Source organism: Streptomyces sirii (genome assembly GCF_045690365.1).
Taxonomy (GTDB): Bacteria; Actinomycetota; Actinomycetes; order Streptomycetales; family Streptomycetaceae; genus Streptomyces; species Streptomyces sirii.
The window spans coordinates 1695335-1714060 of the sequence record NZ_CP147982.1 but is presented as its reverse complement, the minus strand read 5'-3'; the positions used below and the strand labels follow the sequence as shown (position 1 = coordinate 1714060).

14 protein-coding genes are annotated in these 18726 nt (G+C 73.4%); 12 read left to right on the top strand and 2 right to left on the bottom strand.

Annotated features, from left to right (window positions below):
- Positions 1–298: 298 nt before the first annotated feature.
- The 9 genes from WAB15_RS07785 (at position 299) to WAB15_RS07745 (ending at position 9128) form a co-directional block, all read left to right on the top strand.
- Positions 299–709 (top strand): hypothetical protein, encoded by a 411-nt coding sequence (locus WAB15_RS07785; protein WP_399144013.1) that lies wholly within the window; start codon positions 299–301, stop codon positions 707–709.
- Positions 706–1995, top strand: a complete 1290-nt coding sequence (locus WAB15_RS07780) for an NADH-ubiquinone oxidoreductase-F iron-sulfur binding region domain-containing protein (protein WP_407285783.1) — start codon at positions 706–708, stop codon at positions 1993–1995. The genes WAB15_RS07785 and WAB15_RS07780 overlap by 4 nt, the downstream gene beginning before the upstream one ends.
- A complete protein-coding gene (locus WAB15_RS07775; protein ID WP_407285782.1) occupies positions 1992–2183 on the top strand; it encodes a ferredoxin in 192 nt (63 codons plus the stop codon). The genes WAB15_RS07780 and WAB15_RS07775 overlap by 4 nt, the downstream gene beginning before the upstream one ends.
- Positions 2180–4273, top strand: coding sequence for an acetate--CoA ligase family protein (locus tag WAB15_RS07770; protein ID WP_407285781.1), 2094 nt, complete (start codon positions 2180–2182; stop codon positions 4271–4273). Before WAB15_RS07775 ends, WAB15_RS07770 begins: the two co-directional genes overlap by 4 nt.
- A gap of 41 nt (positions 4274–4314) precedes the next feature.
- Positions 4315–5487, top strand: coding sequence for an acyl-CoA dehydrogenase family protein (locus tag WAB15_RS07765; RefSeq protein WP_407285780.1), 1173 nt, complete (start codon positions 4315–4317; stop codon positions 5485–5487).
- A gap of 57 nt (positions 5488–5544) precedes the next feature.
- Positions 5545–6717 carry an acyl-CoA dehydrogenase family protein gene (locus tag WAB15_RS07760; RefSeq protein ID WP_407285779.1) on the top strand — a complete coding sequence of 391 codons (1173 nt, stop codon included), beginning with the start codon at positions 5545–5547 and terminating at the stop codon, positions 6715–6717.
- Positions 6718–6947: 230 nt separating this feature from the next.
- Positions 6948–7805, top strand: a complete 858-nt coding sequence (locus tag WAB15_RS07755) for a 3-hydroxybutyryl-CoA dehydrogenase (RefSeq protein WP_399144513.1) — start codon at positions 6948–6950, stop codon at positions 7803–7805.
- A 30-nt stretch (positions 7806–7835) separates the two neighbouring features.
- On the top strand, positions 7836–8507 hold the full coding sequence (locus WAB15_RS07750; RefSeq protein WP_399144007.1) for a TetR/AcrR family transcriptional regulator: 672 nt from the start codon (positions 7836–7838) through the stop codon (positions 8505–8507).
- A 147-nt stretch (positions 8508–8654) separates the two neighbouring features.
- Positions 8655–9128 (top strand): carboxymuconolactone decarboxylase family protein, encoded by a 474-nt coding sequence (locus WAB15_RS07745; RefSeq protein WP_399144006.1) that lies wholly within the window; start codon positions 8655–8657, stop codon positions 9126–9128.
- Between the two features lie 106 nt (positions 9129–9234).
- On the opposite strand, the gene WAB15_RS07740 is transcribed toward WAB15_RS07745, so the two are convergent.
- On the bottom strand, positions 9235–10740 hold the full coding sequence (locus tag WAB15_RS07740) for a hypothetical protein (protein ID WP_407285778.1): 1506 nt from the start codon (positions 10738–10740) through the stop codon (positions 9235–9237).
- A 60-nt stretch (positions 10741–10800) separates the two neighbouring features.
- Positions 10801–14406 carry a BTAD domain-containing putative transcriptional regulator gene (locus tag WAB15_RS07735; protein ID WP_407285777.1) on the bottom strand — a complete coding sequence of 1202 codons (3606 nt, stop codon included), beginning with the start codon at positions 14404–14406 and terminating at the stop codon, positions 10801–10803.
- 417 nt (positions 14407–14823) lie between these two features.
- Between WAB15_RS07735 and fabD the strand changes: the two genes are divergently transcribed.
- The 3 genes from fabD (at position 14824) to asnB (ending at position 18717) form a co-directional block, all read left to right on the top strand.
- Positions 14824–16407 carry an ACP S-malonyltransferase gene (fabD, locus tag WAB15_RS07730; RefSeq protein ID WP_407285776.1) on the top strand — a complete coding sequence of 528 codons (1584 nt, stop codon included), beginning with the start codon at positions 14824–14826 and terminating at the stop codon, positions 16405–16407.
- An 83-nt stretch (positions 16408–16490) separates the two neighbouring features.
- Entirely contained in the window at positions 16491–16742 is a 252-nt protein-coding gene (locus tag WAB15_RS07725) for an acyl carrier protein (RefSeq protein ID WP_407285775.1), read from the top strand.
- Positions 16743–16746: 4 nt separating this feature from the next.
- Positions 16747–18717 carry an asparagine synthase (glutamine-hydrolyzing) gene (gene asnB, locus WAB15_RS07720; RefSeq protein WP_407285774.1) on the top strand — a complete coding sequence of 657 codons (1971 nt, stop codon included), beginning with the start codon at positions 16747–16749 and terminating at the stop codon, positions 18715–18717.
- Positions 18718–18726: the final 9 nt, after the last annotated feature.

Here is an 18726-nt window from a genome sequence, read left to right as displayed (position 1 = left end):
GTCCGCTCCGGGATCCCGTGCTGACTAATTGGTCAGTCAGATTGCTGCCGGGTTTCGTTGAAGTCAAGACTTGTTTCCTGACTAACTGATTAGTTAGTTTAGTGGAGCCGCTCGGTCCGGCGCTCCGCCGTACGGATCCCGAAGCGAGCGGAACACGCTGTGCGCCGCTCCACCGGCCGCATCCCCAAGCGGCACCTCTCCACCGCACCCCCTCTCACCCGGCACCGAGCCAAGGGCGCTGCTCCCCGAGGCCCGCACCCGCGCCGTGCCGGCACCCCACCCCTCCCCGGAGGCACGCATGAGCGGTCGTCGGAACCTGGTCTGGCTCGGGCTCACCCCCGAACCGGAGCGGGAGCTGCCCGCCACCGTCGCGGCCCTGCGCGGTGCGCACCACGCCGCCGCGGACCCGCCCGCGGCGGCCGAGCGGGCCGAGCGCGGCCGCGTCGAGCGCCTGGTGCTGCACGGCACCCAGCGCGGCTGGCTGCGCTACCTCAGCGAGGTGACCGGCCTGGTCACGGCGGTCGCCGAGGGCAGCCGCCCCGGCGACCCGCAGGCCGCCCTGCTCGCGGCCGAGGTCGTGCTCGACCACCACCGCATGCTGATCGGCCTGCCCGGCCCCGGATACGGCCGAACGGCCGCGGACCGCCAAGCCCTGGAAAGCGCGGTGCGCACCCTGCGCGCCGCCCCACCGGACGGAGACCGAGGATGACCGGGACCGACTTCCTGGCGCGTCCGGGATACCCCACCGTGCTCGGCGCCGCGCCCGGTACGACGGAGAGCGCCGAGGCCTACCGGGCCGCCGGCGGCTACCGGGCGGCCGTCGCCCCGGCCGAGCTGCTGGAGCAGATCGCCGCCGCCGAGCTGCGCGGCCGGGGCGGCGCCGGCTTCCCCACCGCCCGGAAACTGCGTGCGGTACGGGATGCCGGGCCCCGCCCCGTCGTCGTCGCCAACGGGGAGGAGGGCGAGCCCGGCTCCGTCAAGGACCGCTGGCTGCTGCGCGCCCGCCCGCACCTGGTGCTGGACGGACTGGCCCGGGCCGCGCAGATCACCGGCGCCGAGCGCGGCTACGTCTACCTCGCCGACCCCGTGGCCTCCGAGCGGATCCGCGCCGCCCTCGCCGAGCGCCCGCCGCACCTTCCCGTCGACGTCGTCGAGACCCCGCACACCTATGTCGCCGGGGAGGAGACCGCCGCGGTCCGCCGGATCAACGGCGGTCCGGCCCTGCCCACCGCCAAACCGCCCCGGCCCCACGAACAGGGGGTCGGCGGCGCCCCCACCCTCGTCGCCAACGTCGAGACGCTGGCGCGGATCGCGCTGATCGCCGCCCGGCCGCAGCACCGCCGCCACACCGCCCGCACCACCCTGGTCACGCTCTCCGGCGGCACCGCAGAACCCGTGCTCGCCGAAGTGCCCTACGGGCGCACCCTGCGGGACCTGGCGCGGGCCCAGGGCACCCCCGAGCCGGGTGGCGCCCTCATGGGCGGGCTCTTCGGCGGGCTGATCGGGCCCGGCCACCTCGATCTGCCCCTGGAACCCGACGCCCTCGCGGTCGCCGGCACCGCACTGGGCTGCGGGGCGATCAGGTTCCTGGCTCCCGGCGAGTGCCCGGTCCCGCTCGCCGACGCGGCCCTGACCCACCTCGCCGCGCAGAGCGCCCGGCAGTGCGGGGTGTGCGTGGCCGGCACCGGCGCGATCCGCGAGGCCGTCGCCGCCCTGCGCACCGGGACCGCCGACGAGGGTCTCACCGGCCGGCTGCGCCGGTGGTCCACCTCGCTGCCCGGCCGCGGGGCCTGCGCACTGCTCGACGCCGCGGCCGGCACCGCCGGCAGCCTGCTGCGCACCTTCCCGCACCTGCTCCGCGCCCACCTCGACGCACCCTGCCCGGACTGCACCGCCGCCACCGGCCGGCTCACCGTCGCCGTGCCCCACGTCGCCGGCCGCACCGCGCCCGCCACGGGAGCGCACCCCGCCCCCGCCGAAAGGACCCAGCCGTGAAACTCCACCTCGACTCCACCCGCTGCCAGGGCTACGGCCTGTGCCAGGAGCCCGCGCCCGAGCTCATCGACCTCGACGAGTGGGGCTATGCCGCCGTCGTCGCCGACCCCGCCCCCGGCGACGACGAGGACGCCGCCCGCGCCGCCGCCGAGGCCTGCCCCAACTCCGCACTCCGACTGGCGAGGTGACCGTGGTACGTGATCTGTCGGCCCTGTTCGACCCCAAGTCCGTCGCGGTGGTGGGCGCCAGCGACGACCCGGCGAAGTACGGCCACGCGGTCGCCGCCCAGGCACTGCGGGCACCCGACCGCCGCCCCGTCCACCTCGTCAACCGCCGCGGCGGCACGGTCCTGGGACGGCCCGCCGCGACCTCGCTCGCCGCGATCGGAGAGCCCGTCGAACTCGTCGTCGTCTCCGTGCCCGGCCCGGGCTTCGAGGCCGCCGTCGACGACGCGCTGGCCTGCGGTGCCCGCGCCATCGTCGGCATCACCGCCGGCTTCGCCGAGACCGGGGAGTCCGGCCGCGCCCGCCAACAGGCCGTCGCCGAGCGGGTACGCGCCGCCGGCGCCGTCCTGGTCGGCCCCAACTGCCTCGGCATCGCCGACAACACCACCGAGCTGTACCTCGCCTCGGACCGGTTCGCGCCCGGCGGTATCGCCCTGCTGAGCCAGAGCGGCAACCTCGCGCTGGAACTCCAGCTCCGCTGTGCGCCGCACGGCCTGGGTTTCTCCCGCTTCGTCTCGCTGGGCAACCAGGCCGACGTCACGCTCGTCGACCTGGTGGCCGACGCCGCCCGGCACGAGGCGACCCGCACCATCGCCGTCTACGCCGAGGACTTCGGCGACGGCCGGGCCTTCGCCGAGGCCGCGGCCGACGCGGACAAGCCCGTGGTCCTGCTCACCGCGGGCCGGGGCAGCGCCTCCGCCCGCAGCGCGCAGTCCCACACCGGCGCCCTGACCACCTCCGCCGACGTGGTGGCCGCCGCCTGCCGCGACGCCGGCGTCGAACTGGTCGCCACCCCCCGCGAGATGGCCGTGGTCCTCGCCGCGCTGAACGGCACCCGCCCCCGGGCCGGCCGCCGCGCCGCGGTCTGCACCGACGGCGGCGGCCACGGCGCGATCGCCGCCGACGCCGCCGAGGCCGCCGGACTGGCCGTACCCGAACTCTCCGCCGCCGCCCAGCAGCGGCTCAGAGAGTCGCTGTGGGAGCAGTCCGCGGTGGGCAACCCGGTCGATCTGGCCGGGATGGGGGAGCAGAACCCGCACTCCTACGGCGACACCGTCACCGCCCTGCTCGGCCTGGACGAGATCGACTCCGTCCTGCTGACCGGGTACTTCGGCGGGTACTCGGCGGCGACCGGCGGCCTGGGCGGCCCGGCCGCCGAGACCTCCGCCGCGGGCGGCGGCAACGCGCTCGCCGCGGGCGAGCTGGCGACCGCCCAGCGGATCGCGGCGCATCGGGCGAAGACCGCCAAACCGCTGGTGGTCCAGTCGATGTTCCCCCAGTCGCCCAGCTGCCGGACCCTGGTCGAGGCGGGCGTGCCGGTCTTCGCCGCCACCGAGGACGCGACCCGGGCGCTGGCCGCCCTGACCGTCGCCGAAGGGCGGCAGGCGCCCGGCGTAGGTCCGCTGCCGCCGCCCGCCCGGCCGCTGCGGGACTTCGGCTACCACGGCATCCGCGGACTGCTCGGCGCGGCAGGCGTGCCGTTCCCCGAGGCCCGCGAGGTGACGGACGAGGCCGGGCTGCCGGCCGCCGCCGACGCCTTCCCCGGGCCGTATGTCCTCAAGGCCCTGCACCTGCTGCACAAGTCCGACGCCGGCGGTGTCGTCCTGGGCCTGCCGGACCGCGACGCGCTGCTCGCCGCCCACCGGGAGATGCACGCCCGGCTCGGCGCCCGCTCCTACTCGGTGGAGGCGATGGCCGACCTCAGGGACGGCGTCGAGCTGATCGTGGGGGTCAACCGCGATCCCCGGTTCGGCCCGGTCGCCATGGTCGGCCTGGGCGGGGTGCTCACCGAGGCGCTGCACGACGTCGCCTTCGCCCTGGCACCCGTCCCCGCCGCCCGTGCCGAAGCGCTGCTGACCGGACTGCGGACGTCCGCGCTGCTGACGGGGGTCCGCGGCCGGCCCGCGGTCGACGTGGCCGCCGCGGCGGCCGTCATCGAGCGCCTCACCGCGTTCGCCGCGGCACACCCCGAGATCGCCGAGATCGAGGTCAATCCGCTGCTGGTCCGCCCCGACGGCGCCCTCGCACTCGACGCCCGCGCCGTACCGGCCTGACGCACCGCACTCTCGCCCCGCCCACCGCTCCGGAGGAGACCATGGACTTCCGCTACACCCCCCGACAGGCCGATCTCAAGGCCCGCGCCGCCGCCTACGCCGAGCGGTTGTACGCCTACGAGGACCAGTCCGAGGAGGCCGGCGGACCGCTGCCCGCCGACACCGTCCGCGAACTGGCCCAGGCCGCCATCGACGCCGGCCTCTACGCCATCAACATGCCCGAGAAGTGGGGCGGCCCGGGGCTCTCCCTGCTCGACCAGGTCATCGTCGAGGAGGAGTTCGGCAAGGTCACCAACTGCCTGTGGGACATCCCCTGGCGGCCGGCCAACGTCCTGGCGTACGGCACCGAGGCCCAACGGGAGAAGTACCTGCTGCCCGTCATCCGGGGAGAGCGCTTCGACGCCTTCGCGGTCACCGAGCCCGGTGCCGGGTCCGACCCCGCGTCCGGCACCAGCACCGCCACCCGCACCGACGGCGGCTGGCTGCTCAACGGCGAGAAGTGGTTTGTGACCTGCGGTGACATCGCCGACTTCCTGCTGGTGCAGGCGGACGCCGGCCCGGAGCGGGCGGCCACCCTCTTCTTCGTCGACAAGCAGGCACCGGGCGTGGCGATGACCCGCGTGCCGCGGTTCATGCACTCCGCCGTCAACGGGCACCCGGAGTTCACCTTCACCGATGTCTTCGTCCCCGACGAGGACGTCCTCGGCGGCGTCGGCAACGGATACGAGCTGACCAAGGAGTGGTTCACCGACGAGCGGCTGATGATCGCGGCCCGGACGACCGGCGCCGCGGAGCGGGCGCTGCAACTGGCGCGGGACTGGGCGGTGGAGCGGCGGCAGTTCGGGTCGCCGATCGCGGACTTCCAGTTGGTGCAGGGGATGCTGGCGGACTGCGCGGTGGACATCGCGGTCAACCGCGCGTACACCCACCAGGTCGCCTGGGAGGCCGACCAGCCGGGCGCCGACCCCAAGACGCTGCACGCCAAGGCCTCGACGGCGAAACTCGCGGCGAGCGAGGCGGCGGGCCGGGTCATCGACCGCTGTGTGCAGATCTTCGGCGGGCGCGGCTACGACCGCTCCTACCCCGTCGAGCGGCTCTACCGGGAGCTCCGGGTGGACCGGATCTGGGAGGGCACCTCGGAGATCCAGCGCCTGATCATCGCCAACGAGCTGATCAAGCGCGGCACCCGCGCCCTCGCCCTCCCGCTGCCCTGACCCCTCTCCCGCCACCGCACCCCGGCCCACCACGACCACGAACTTCCGAGGACTGACATGGACTTCCGTCTCACCCCGCGCCAAGCGGAGCTCCAGCGCACCGCGCGCGAGCTCACCGAGACCCTCACCGCGTACGAAACCGACTGCGAGGAGAACAACGGCCTGCCCGCCGAGGCGCACGCCGCCATCCGCGACGCCGTTCTCGCCAGCGGTCTGCAGGCCGTCAACATGCCCCGGGAGTGGGGCGGCGCCGGCCTGACCATCCTCGAACAGGCCATCGTGCAGGAGGAGTTGGGCCAGCTCACCGGCGCCCTGTGGGACACCGTGTGGCGCCCGGCCAACGCCCTGCGGTTCTGCACCCCCGAGCAGCGGGCGCGCTACCTCGAACCGGTCATCCGCGGGGAGCGCCGGGACTGCTACGCGGTGACCGAACCCGGCGCCGGCTCCGATCCGCAGAACCTGGCGACCACCGCCACCCGCACCGACGGCGGCTGGCTGCTGAACGGCGAGAAGTGGTTCGTCACCGTCGGCGACCACGCCGACTTCATGATCGTCCTGGCCGCGGCCGGCCCGGACCGCGAACCGACGCTGTTCCTCGTCGACAAGGACACCCCCGGCATCGAGATGACCCGGGTGCCGCGCTTCATGCACACCTTCGTCTACGAGCACCCCGAGTTCACCTTCACCGACGTGCGGGTCCCCGAGGACGCCGTGCTCGGGGGAGTGGGCCAGGGGTACGACATCACCCGGTCCTGGTTCACCGAGGAGCGGCTGATGATCGCGGCCCGGACGACCGGCGCCGCGGAGCGGGCGCTGCAACTGGCGCGGGACTGGGCGGTGGAGCGGCGGCAGTTCGGGTCGCCGATCGCGGACTTCCAGTTGGTGCAGGGGATGCTGGCGGACTGCGCGGTGGACATCGCGGTCAACCGCGCCTACGCCCACCAGGTCGCCTGGGAGGTGGACGACGGCACCGTCGACCGCAAGACGCTGCACGCCAAGGCGGCCATCGCCAAGCTCGCGGCGAGCGAGGCGGCGGGCCGGGTCATCGACCGCTGCGTGCAGATCTTCGGCGGGCGCGGCTACGACCGCTCCTACCCCGTCGAGCGGCTCTACCGGGAGCTGCGGGTGGACCGGATCTGGGAGGGCACCTCGGAGATCCAGCGCCTGATCATCGCCGGGGAACTGGTCAAGCGGGGCACGGGCGTGCTGCAGATGCCCACCGCCTCCTGACACCCGGCCGGTGTGCCCCGGCCGGTGCGCCGGGGCACACCGGGGGCGGCCACGACCGGTGGCCGCCCGCCCTGACGGGCGACGGGCTCGCCCCGAATTCGCTGACGCACAGCCAATCGACCAGTAGGGGAGGACCGTTGTCCGACATCGAGACGGGCGCCGGGACCGGCACCGAGACCGAGGCCGGGGCCGACACCGAGACCCACGCCGACACCGTCACCGAAACCGCCATCGACATCGCACGCATCGGGGTCGTGGGCTGCGGCCTGATGGGCTCCGGAATCGCCGAGGTCTGCGCCCGGGCGGGCCGGGACGTGCTCGTCGTCGAGTCGAGCTCGGGCGCGGCCGACGCCGGGCTGGACCGGATCGCCGGTTCCCTCGCCCGCGCCGCGGCCGCCGGCAAGCTCTCCGGCCGCGACCGGGACGCCGCACTCGCCAGGATCACCGTCACGGCGGACCCGGCCGCACTGGCCGACCGCGATCTGGTCGTCGAGGCGGTCGCCGAGGACGAGGCCGCGAAGCTGGCGGTCTTCGCACAGCTGGACGCGATCGTCCGGCGGCCGGACGCGATCCTGGCCACCAACACCTCGTCGCTGCCGGTCGCCCGGCTCGCCACCGCGACCACGCGCCCCCAGCAGGTCGTCGGCCTGCACTTCTTCAATCCGGTACCGGTGCTGCCGCTGGTCGAGCTGGTGCCCTCCCTGCTGACGGGAGCGGACACCACCCGCCGGACCCGGGCCTTCGCCGCCGGAGTGCTGGGCAAGGAGGTGGTGGACGCCGCGGACCGCGCCGGCTTCATCGTCAACGCCCTGCTCGTGCCCTATCTGCTCGACGCGGTACGCATGGTCGAGTCCGGCGCGGCCTCGGCGGCCGATATCGACCGCGGGATGCGCCTGGGGTGTGCCCATCCACTCGGGCCGCTCGCCCTGGTGGACCTGATCGGCCTGGACACCGCGCGGTCCATCGCCGAGTCGCTGTACGAGGAGTTCCGGGAGGCGCGCTACGCACCCCCGCCGCTGTTGGCCCGGATGGTCGACGCCGGGCTGCTCGGCCGCAAGTCGGGCCGGGGCTTCCACCGCTACCGGTAGGTCACGGCACGCACGGGGGGATGCGCGAAGATGGAACGGGACGGGCCCCGCCGCGCCGGTCCCGCACACGACGACCCGGGGAGCATGCACGTGGCCAAGGCCGAACGGACCGCCGAGACGAGGGAGCGGATCCTCGCCGCCGCGTGCGAAGTGATCGCCGAGGTCGGCTTCGAGAAGATCCGCATGCGTATGGTCGCGGAGCACGCCGGGGTGTCCACCGCCCTGCTGCACTACCACTTCGAGAACCGGGAGCGGCTGTTCGCCGAGGCGATGACCCACTCCTTCGGGCAGACCGGTACCGAACTCGAACGGGACGCCGACACCGTCCCCGCCTCCGTGATCCTGGCCCGCATTCTGCACAACATGCTGCCCACGGACCCCGAGCTGCGGCAGGACTGGCGGCTGTGGCAGGAGCTGTGGGTGCGGGCCCTGCGCGACGAGACCGCGCAGAAGCTCGCCGTCGACCTCTACGACCAGCTGCACACCTGGTTGGCCCGGGCGATCCGCCGGGGGATCGACGCGGGCGAGTTCGCCGACTGCGATGTCGACGAGGTCTGCACGCTGCTGCTGTCGCTCAGCGACGGCTTCGGCATCCGGCTGATGCTGGACGATCCCAAGATCGACCTCGCCGCCGCCCAGGCTGCCGTCTGGCGGGCCGTCGCGGGGACGCTCGGCGTGCCCGACACCTTTCCCGAGATCTGATCCCGCGCTCATGGCGATGGGTGAGTTCATGGTTCCGGAGTGTGACGACGGGGCGGAGGAGACGCCCGTCACACTCGTCCGTGTCACATCGTGGCGAGCGATTCCGTCATAGGGGTGTAGCCAACGACAACGGCCAAGGAGCACACCATGGACGCCCGCCTGAACCTCTTCGCCAGCCCGGCCTCAGGCAAGCTGATCAAGCACTTCACCTCGGCAGGCAAGGTGATCTCGGACTCGGCACTGCCGGCCGCGACACAGGAACTGGTGAAGATCCGCGCGAGCCAGATCAACGGCTGCGGGTTCTGCCTCGACATGCACACCAAGGAAGCGGCCGCCGCCGGCGAGACCTCGACGCGCCTCAACCTGGTCGCGGCGTGGCGGGAGGCCACGGTCTTCACCGAGGCCGAACGCGCGGCACTGGAGCTGGCGGAGCAGGGCACCCGCCTCGCCGACGCGACCGGCGGGGTCACGGACGAGGTCTGGGCGAACGCCGCCAAGCACTACGACGAGGAGCAGCTCATCGCCCTGGTGTCGCTGATCGCCCTCATCAACGCCTACAACCGGCTGAACGTCATCGTCCAGCAGCCCGCCGGCGACTACCAGCCCGGCCAGTTCGGCTGATTCGGAGAGCGCGACCACGAGTAGTGCGTGGCCCGGAGGGCTGCCGCCGGCGGACGTCCCGCCCTGGCGGCGGCCCCGGCTCCGGGCCGCCGTCCGCCGCCGTGCGCTACTCGTCCTCGTCGAAGGCGTCGTCCAGTTCCTCCAGCGCCTCCTGGGCTCGTTCGACGAGGTGGTGCGGGCACAGCCAGACGTCGGGAGTGAGGCCGTCGCCGGGTGCGGGGGACTCGCCGGGTGCCTGGAGGTGGTCGAGGAGGGACGGCAGCCGGTCGCCGGTGTCGGGGTGGGTGGCGCCGTGCGGGCACTCGGCGCCGAGAGGCGAAACGGCCGCGGTGCGCAGGGCGTCGCGCAGTTCCGTCCCCGCGTTGTAGGGGATCTCGTAGGGGTCTTCCGCGTACCACAGCATCACCAGCAGCAGTACGGCCCGTTCCCGCGGATCGGATATGCGCTCGCTCATGTACCGGCGGGCCGCCCACACCGCGAGGTCGTCCACGTCGATGGAGGGGTCTTCGTCGTCCAGCAAGCGGGCCAGCCGGTCGAGGGCGAGACGTCCGTCCGCGCCCAGGAACTCCTCGTCGAGGTGGTCCGTCTCCCGCGGGGCGAACAACTCCGCATACCCCTCGCGCAGTTCGTCCAGGGCGTCGTCGGCGAGGGAGTGCAGGAAGGCGGGACACAGCCAGCCCCGGAGGTCGCCCCGCCGCCCGCCGCCCTCTGCCAGCTCGGCGCGTCCCCCGGGGCTGCGCAGGTAGAAACCGAACTGCGCCGCACCGGCGGGGTCGGAGTGCGGCTCGGGGTGCTCGGCGGGGGTGTGGGCGCAGGTGCTGCCCGCAAGCTGGGCGAGCACTTTCTCCAGGCCCTCGATCATGTCGTCGAGGGCTTCGGGAGTGGTGATGCGGCCCGAGACCGCATACCACTGACTGGCGTGCATCGCCGCGACATAGCCGGCCTGGACGCCCTTGGACGGGTGGTCGGGCAGCGAGAGCGCCAGGCGGGACAGCTCCCACCCGGGGTCCCCATAGGGATGGTCGCAGAGCGTCGAGGAGAGCCACCTGAGCGCGTCGGAATCCTTGCGCGGGATGACGGACGGGATGTCCGTCGTTCCCCTCGTGCCCGCCGTTCCCGTCGCATTGAAGGGGGTCAGGACATCGGCGGTGATCCGCGCGCAGGTCGCGACGTTCGTCGGGCACCACGAGGCGTCGTCGTGCTCGGCATCGGCCGTCTCTCCCCTTCCGAAGGCCGGGAAGTCGCGGAGTTCCGGCACCAGGACACCGACCTCGTCGTCGTCGATGCGCTCCAGTGCGGCCCGGAAGGGGTGCGCCTCATGCGCGCAGCCGCCCCCGCCCAGCGCACTGTCGGCGGCGAGCAGCGCCTCCACGACGCGGCCCGCCACGCCCTCCCCCGGCCTCCACGCCACGTAGGACGCCATCGTCACCAGCCCGAAGGTCCACAGCGGCGCCCACTCCCCACCGGGGTCGGCGGCCAGCCGGCGCGCGCAGTCCACGACGAGCGGGTCCGCGTCGGCCCGCTCGGACCGGGGGCCTACGCCGCCCCAGGCCGCGATCAGTTCATCGAGCGGGAGCGAGTGGAGGGATCCGGGTCCGGAGTTTTCGATCATGCTCGTGACGACGACGGAGCGGCCGCCCCAGTTCCCGCGCGGGCAGCGAAAGCCGTTCGCTCACCCCGCTGCCACCGACTCCGCGGCCCCGCGGCCAAGGAGGTCGTGGAGGAGGCGGGTGGCGGGGAGTTCGGGGTGGAGGTAGACGCGTTCGCCGCGTCGGGTGATGACGGCGAGGAGGGCGTGGAAGGTGGTCCTCGCGTCCTCCGTGCGGCCGGCCCGGTGCTGGGCCTGGCCGAGGAGGCCCAGGTGGAGGGGGCGGCGCAGATGGGTTCTGGAGTTGCGGAGTTCGGCGAGACAGGAGTGCATCAGGGCGAGGCCGTCCTCCTGTCCGGAGCAGGTCAGGCCCCAGCCCTCCAGCATGCCGAGCATCGCCTTCCAGTAGATCAGCCCGTGTTCGTCCGCCACCCGGACTCCCTCGGCGCCGGAGGAGCGGGCCGTCTCGGCGTCGCCTTCCCAGGCCGCCACGACCGCGTCCACGTAGAGGGCGAAGGAGCGGTCGGAGGGCCGGCTGTCGTCCTCGGTGAGGCGCAGCAGTTCGCGGCGGCGGGCCGTGGCGGTCTCCCGGTCGCCCAGGAGCCAGTGGGTGAAGGTGTTGTAGGAGCGGCAGGAGACGCGCGGGTCGTGCTGGAAGGTGCGGGCCAGGGAGTGGCCTTCGAGGGCGTAGCCGTCCGCCATGGCGACGCCGTGCTCCAGTTCGGCGAGCGACTGCCGCAACTGGCCGCGGACGTGCAGGACGATGCCCTCGCCGTAGGCCGCGCCGAGCACCGCCACGGGCTGGCCGTCGCGGTCGGCGAGCTCCCGGAGCAGACCGGAGTACCGGCGTGAGGTGTCGTAGCGGCCGGTGACGAGGTCCGACGCGCACAGCGCCCAGAGCACCGACGGGTCTTCGGGGGAGCGGGTGACCGAGTTGAGGGCCCGTCCGCGGGCGAGCGCCGTCTCGGCCTCGGCGTGGCCGTAGCCCCGGGTGGTGGCCAGCACCTGGCCGAGCTGGATGTGCAGCCGCTGGTCCAGGGACGCGGCCGAGGGGTCGCCGGGCGGCAGCAGGCCGACCAGGTGCACCGCGCGGCGCAGCCAGGTCTCCACCTGCTCGTAGGCGAGTTGCTGCTCGGCCTGCTCGGCGGCGCGCAGCAGCAGAGGAAGCGTTTCGGCGGTCGGCATGGCGCTCTTGGCGTGCCAGGCGTGGTGGGCGACCCGCTCGATCTCCTCGTCCGCCACCCGCCCGAGCCTGCGGGTGGAGATCCCCTCGGCGACCCGCGCGTGCAGCCGCTGCCGGTCCTCGCGGGTCAGCTCGTCGATGAGCGTCTCCTGGACCAGGGCGTGGGTGAAGTGGAGCCGTTCCGGGTGGTGGGGGTCCTCGCCGAGCAGCCCGGCGCGGATCGCCGACTCCAGTGCCTCGGTGACCGGTTCGCTGTCGATGGCGGTCAGGTCCAGCAGATCGGTGTCGATCTCGGTGCCGATGACGGCGCACAGCCGCAGTACGCACAGCACCGTCTCGGGCAGTGCGGCGAACCGCTGGTGCAGTGCCTCGCGGACGCCGGTCGGGACGCGGGTCAGCAGCACGTCCACCGCGTCGGGCCGGCGCAGGCTACGCGCGTCACCCAGGAGGGAGAGGAGCTGCATGACGAAGTACGGGTTGCCCTCGCTGCGCCGGTGGAGCACCTCGACGACCTCCGCGTCGACACCGGGGCCGGCCTGCGCGACGACGAGGGCGGCGACGGCGTGCCGGGACAGGCCGCCGAGCCGCAGGGTCTCGGTCCGCGGGCCGCGCAGGACCTCGGAGAGCATCCGGCGCAGCGTCGCGTCGGACTCGACCTCGTACTCGCGGGCGGTCAGGACGATGCCGAGCGGGTGGCCCTGGCTGCGCGTGCTCAGCAGTCGGAGCAGGTCCAGGGAGGCGGTGTCGGCCCAGTGGAGGTCTTCCAGGAGCAGGACGAGCGGGCGCTGGGTGGCGAGCGCGAGCAGGACCTCGCAGACCGCGTCGTGGGTGAGGAACCGGGCCTGGCCCCAGTCGGATTCGGGGGCCGGTCCGCCGGGCCGCGCCGCGCGCTCGGGCATCAGCGGGGCGAGCAGGGCGCCGAACGGCTTCGCCGCCTCGCGGAAGGCGTCCGGGCGGGTCGTGGACAGCCGCCTGAGGATCTGGGTCCACAGCCAGTAGGGCGGTACGCCCTCGCCGAGGAAGCAGTGGCTCCAGATCACCTCCAGGCCCGCACGGTCCGGATCGGTGCCGGCCTGGGCGGCGCCGGCGGCCTCCAGCCTGGGGACCAGTTCGAGGAGCAGCCGGGTCTTGCCGACGCCGGCGGGGCCGAGGACGCCCGCGACATGGCCGTGGCCGGCGACCGCGCACTTCGCCGCGGCCGTCAGGCGCTCTAATTCCTCGTTGCGGCCGGTGAACGGCGACTGGGTGCGCGGCCCGTCGGGCACCGCCCCTGAGATCTCCGGGCTCGTGCGGTTCTCCGGGGCCGGCGCGTCCGCCGCGCTCGTGGGTGAGGCCGGGGTGGCCGGCGGGGAGTCCGCGGCGGTCGGCGCCGTTCGGTGGGCGTGGTCCGGCCCGGCGGTGGTGCGCGTCGCCGCTGCCCCGTCGGTGGTGGCGGCCCCGTCTCCTTGCCGCGCTGCGGACCCGGCGACGTCCTGGAGGCCTTCCTTGCGGTCGGCCGCCGTTGCCGTGAAGGGCCTGACCGGGGTCGCCGCCCTACCGTCGCCCCTACCGGACACCTCGTTCTCGGCGGGTAGTTGCGGCTCCTGCGCCGCGCGGACGGGCGGGTGCGGCTCGGTCCTGCCTGCCGCCTCGCCGCCGTCCGGCCTCGCGGCCGCGTTCACCGCGGCTCCCGGTCCGGTCCCGGCGGAATCGGGGCGACCGGGGCGTGGTGCCGCGGTGGGCCCGCACGCTCCCGGCTCCTGGCGCAGGATCGCGGTCCTGACCCGGCGGAGTTCGGCGGCCGTTCCCACGCCGAACTCCTCGTCCAGGTGGACGCGGGTGCGTTCGTACACCTTCAGCGCCTCGGCCTGCCGCCCGAGTTGGGACAGGGCCGTCATCAGATGGCCGACCAGTCGTTCGCGCGCCGGGTGGCGGCGGGCCTCGCGGTCGAGGTCCGCGGCGACCTCCTGGGCCGCTCCGAGGGCGAGTCGGGCCTCCGCGCAGGACTCCACGGCGGTCAGCCGGACGTGTTCGAGCCGCGAACTCTCGTCGCTGAGCGGGGGGTGGCCGTCGAACTCGGCGTAGGGCGAGCCCCGCCACAGCGCCAGGGCCGCGCTGAGCCGGTCCCGCGCGCCGAGCGGGTCGCGTTCCTCCAGCAGCCGCCGTCCTTCGGCGACCAGGCGCTCGAAGCGGCAGGCGTCGATCTGTTCGGGGTCGAGTTCCAGGACGTAGCCGGGGGCGCGATGACGCAGCACGGTGGGGCGGTCGGGCCGGGACGCCGGCTGCAGTGCGCGGCGCAGATGGGATACGTGGCTCTGGAGGGTGGCGACGGCCTGCCGCGGGGGCTCCTCGCCCCACAGCTCCTCGATGAGCAGTTCGGTGGGTACCACGCGCCCCAGGCGTATCAGGAGCAGGGCGAGCAGGGCTCTGCGGCGTGGTGGGCCGAGGGGGAGGTCATGGCCGTCCTGACGCGCCGACATGGGGCCGAGGACGCTCAGCAGGAGGGGGGTCTCGTGCGGTCCGGCCACGGGGGCCGGGGTGGTCGGGGCCGGTTTCGGCGGTATGGATGACGGCATATCGGTCCCAATCGTTCTCGCACGCGCGATCGTGCTGACGGGCGGGTGGCGCTGTCGGCCGGTGCCCTTCCAAACCGGAGCTTGGCACACAGAACGGGGCGTTCCAAGATCATCTTGGCCATCGGTAAGCGAACGGCAAGGTCTCTGCAGGGGTTCCGGCAAGGATGGCGGAAAACCGCTACAGCGGACGGCAGGAATACGCCAGCGTCCTGACCAGGCCCCTGCAAGGGGGGTGTCGCAGGATTCCCGTCATCGGACACCACCGCTGATCGGGGAGGCCATGAACCCGCCGGACGACTGCCCTGCCACCGCCCGCGAACACCGTTCTGCGGGCCGCGCGTGAGGGCTTCTGCAAAGGGAACGCCCGCCGTGCTCTTCCCCGGCCAGGGCTCCCAGACCCGCGGCATGGGAGCCGGTCTCTTCGAGCGGTTCCCCGAACCGACCGCGCTCGCCTGCGACGTGCTCGGCTACGACCTCGCGCGGCTGTGCCTGGAGGACCCGGACGGGCGGCTCGACGACACCCGCTACACCCAGCCCGCGCTCTACGTCGTCAACGCCCTGGCCTACCAGGACTCGCTGGAGCGCGGCGAGCCCGAGGGCGGGTACCTCCTGGGCCACAGCCTGGGGGAGTACAACGCCCTGCACGCCGCCGGGGCCTTCGACTTCGAGACCGGACTGAAGCTCGTCGTCAAGCGGGGCGAGCTGATGGCCCGGGCCTCGGACGGGGGCATGCTCGCCGTGGTGGGGCCGGGCGCGGACGAGGTGCGGGCCTTCCTCGCCGAGGAGGGGCTGTCGCGGCTCGACGTCGCCAACATCAACACCCCCGTGCAGACCGTGCTGTCCGGGGCCCTGGACGAGATCGAGCGTGCGCACAAGACGCTCGACGCCCGGGGGACCCGAGTGGCCCGGCTGAAGGTCTCGGCCGCCTTCCACTCGCGGTTCATGGCCGCCGCCCGCGACGAGTTCGCCGCCTTCCTCAAGGGCTTCCGGTTCGCGCCGCTGCGGGCCACGGTGATCGCCAACCTCACCGCACGGCCGTACACCGACCAGGACGCCGCCACGACGCTGAGCGACCAGATCAGCGGATCGGTGCGGTGGCTGGACAGCGTCCGCTACCTGCTGGAGCGCACGAGCGCCGACCGCTGCCGCGAGGTGGGCGGGAAAGGAGTCCTCACCCGCATGATCGGGCAGATCGACGCGGCCCCCGCCCACCGGACGCCCAAGCCGCGAGCGCAGCCGCAGCCGCAGTCGCAATCGCCGTCGCGGCCACGCCTGTTCTGCGTCGCCTACGCCGGAGGCGACGAGCGCGCCTACGCGGGCCTCGCCGCCTCCTGCCCGGACGTCGACGTCGTGACGCTGGAGCGCCCCGGACGCGGCCGACGCGCCTCCGAGCCGCTGCTGCTGGACCCCGCCGCGATCGTCGACGACCTGCTCGGGCAGTTGCGGGACCGCCTCGACGCCCCCTACGCGCTCTACGGCCACAGCCTCGGCGCCCGGCTGGCGTTCCTGCTCTGCCGCCGGCTGCGCGCCGAGCGGCTGCCCGCACCGGTCCACCTGTTCGTCTCCGGAGAGTGCGGACCGGCCGTCCCGAGCCGGGAACGGCACACCTGGGAGCTGCCGACCGACGCCTTCTGGGAGCACCTGCGCGAGCTCGGCGGCATCCCGGAGGAGCTGTGGGAGCACCCCGACCTGATGGCGTACTACGAGCCGATGATGCGGGCCGACTTCACCGCGCTGGGCGCCTACCGGCACGAGGAGGCCCCGCCGCTGGACCTGCCCGTCACCGCCATGACCGGCGAGGACGAGCGCTTCACCCGGGCCGACCTGGAGGGCTGGCAACGGGAGAGCACCCGGCCCCTGACCACACACCGGTTCCCCGGCGGCCACTTCTTCATCCGGTCCCAGTGGCCCGCGCTGGGCCGGATCGTCGCTGCCGGGTTCGCGGCCGCCTGACGCCGCCGCACCAGCGCAGAGTTCACGCGCGCCGGACACCGGCACGCGCCCCGAATCGACCATCGCGAGGGTGACGCACAGCCATGAAGCAGGAACTCAAGAAGCACATGGAAGAGCAGTTCATGTTCGAGTTCGACTCGGACATCACCGAGGACACCGACCTGTTCAAGGCGGGCATCCTCGACTCGTTCGGCTATATCTCGCTGATGGGGCACATCGAGGAGAAGTACCAAGTGCCGCTCGGCGAGGAGATCCTCGGCAACGTCATGGTCTCGCTGTCCGGCATCGTCGAGTTCGTCGACGCCGCCCGCTCGCGGGCCGCCGGGAGCAGGTGACCCGATGTGCGGCATAGCCGGCTTCTTCCAGAGCCCCCTGCCCCCGCAGGAGTACGAGACCCTGATCCACGGCATGCTCGCCCAGATCGAGCACCGCGGCCCCGACGAGGCGGGCTGCTTACTCGACGACCGGCTGGCCATGGGCACGGTGCGGCTGAGCATCATCGACCTGGCCACCGGCTCGCAGCCGGTCGGCAGCGCCGACGGCCGCTACTGGCTGTGCTACAACGGCGAGCTGTACAACTACCGGGAGCTGCGTGAGCAGCTGACCGCCCGCGGCTTCGCCTTCCGCACCGAGTCCGACACCGAGGTCGTGCTGGCCGCCTGGGTCGCCTGGGGCCTGGACTGCCTGCCCCGCTTCAACGGCGCCTTCGCGTTCGCCCTCTACGACAGCGTCACCGGCGAACTGCACCTGGTGCGCGACCGGTTCGGCAAGCGGCCCCTGTTCGTGGCGCGGCACCGCGGCGCCTGGCTGTTCGCCTCCGAGATGAAGGCGTTCCTGGCCTACCCCGACTTCCGCTTCGCCTTCGACGAGGCGCAGCTGGCGTCGGTCTTCGCCACCTGGACCCCGCTGCCCGGCCAGAGCGGCTACCACGGGATCGAGCAGATCCCCATGGGCGAGTACCTGTCCCTCCGCGGCGACGAGGTCCGGCGCGGCCGCTGGGCCACCCTCGACCTGACCGCGGGTCCGGCCCCGCAGAGCGAGCAGGAGGCCGTCGAACTCGTCCGCGCGGACCTCGAAGCCGCGGTCGACGTGCGGCTGCGCAGCGACGTCGAGGTCGGCGTCTACGCCTCCGGCGGCCTGGACTCCTCGATCATCGCGCACCTCGCCGCGCGGCGGACCGACCGCCCGCTGCGGACGTTCTCGATCGAGTTCGAGGACGCCGAGTTCGACGAATCGGCCGAACAGGCCGCGCTGGCCGCGCACCTGGGCACGCACCACTCCACCGTGCGGGTGTCCGACCAGGACGTCGTCAACGCCTTCCCCGAAGCCGTCCGGCACGCCGAGGTGCCCGTCTTCCGCACCGCCTTCGTCCCCATGTACCTGCTGGCGCGCCATGTCCGCAGCGAAGGGATCAAGGTGGTGCTCAGCGGCGAGGGCGCCGACGAGGCGTTCCTGGGCTACGGCATCTTCAAGGACACGCAGCTGCTGTCGACCTGGCACGAACTGGACGACGACACCCGCCTGCGCCGCATGAGTCAGCTCTACCCGTACCTGCGGCACTTCAGCGGCGAGGACGGCCACCGCCGGATGCTGGGCCTCTACCGGCAGTTCACCGAGGAGACCCTGCCCGGCCTCTTCTCCCACCAGATGCGATTCCAGAACGGCCGCTTCGCCGCACGCCTGCTGAAGAACGCCGGCGACCCCTTCGCCGCTCTCGCCGAACTCGTGGCCGACGAGCCCGGATACGCGCAGCTCACCCCCGTGCAGAAGGCCCAGTGGCTGGAGTTCCGCACGCTGCTCGGCGGCTATCTGCTCTCGACCCAGGGCGAGCGGATGGCGCTGGCCCACGGTGTGGAGAACCGCTGCCCCTTCCTCGACCCCGCGGTCGTCCGCCGCGCCGCCTCGGTCAACCTGCGGTTCGGCGACCCCTACGACGAGAAGTACCTGCTCAAGCGCGCCTACGCCGATGTGCTGCCGGAACGGATCGTCAAAAAGGGGAAGTTCCCCTACCGCGCCCCGGACAGCGCCGCGTTCGTCCGCTCCCGCCCGGACTACCGAGAGCTGCTGACCGACCCCGGCACCCTCGACGAGATCGGCGTCCTGGACGCGCGTTTCGTGCGGCGGTTCACCGACCGGGTCTTCGACAGCCCGCCCGAGCAGATCGGTACCAAGGAGAACCAGGCCTTCGTCTGCCTGGCGTCGACGGTCTGGCTGCACCACTGGTACGTGCGCGGCAACGCCCGCCACCGGGGCCCGCTGGGGGTCCCCCTGTACGTCGTCGACCGGCGCAGCGGCGCCCAGTCGGCCTAGGACGGAGAA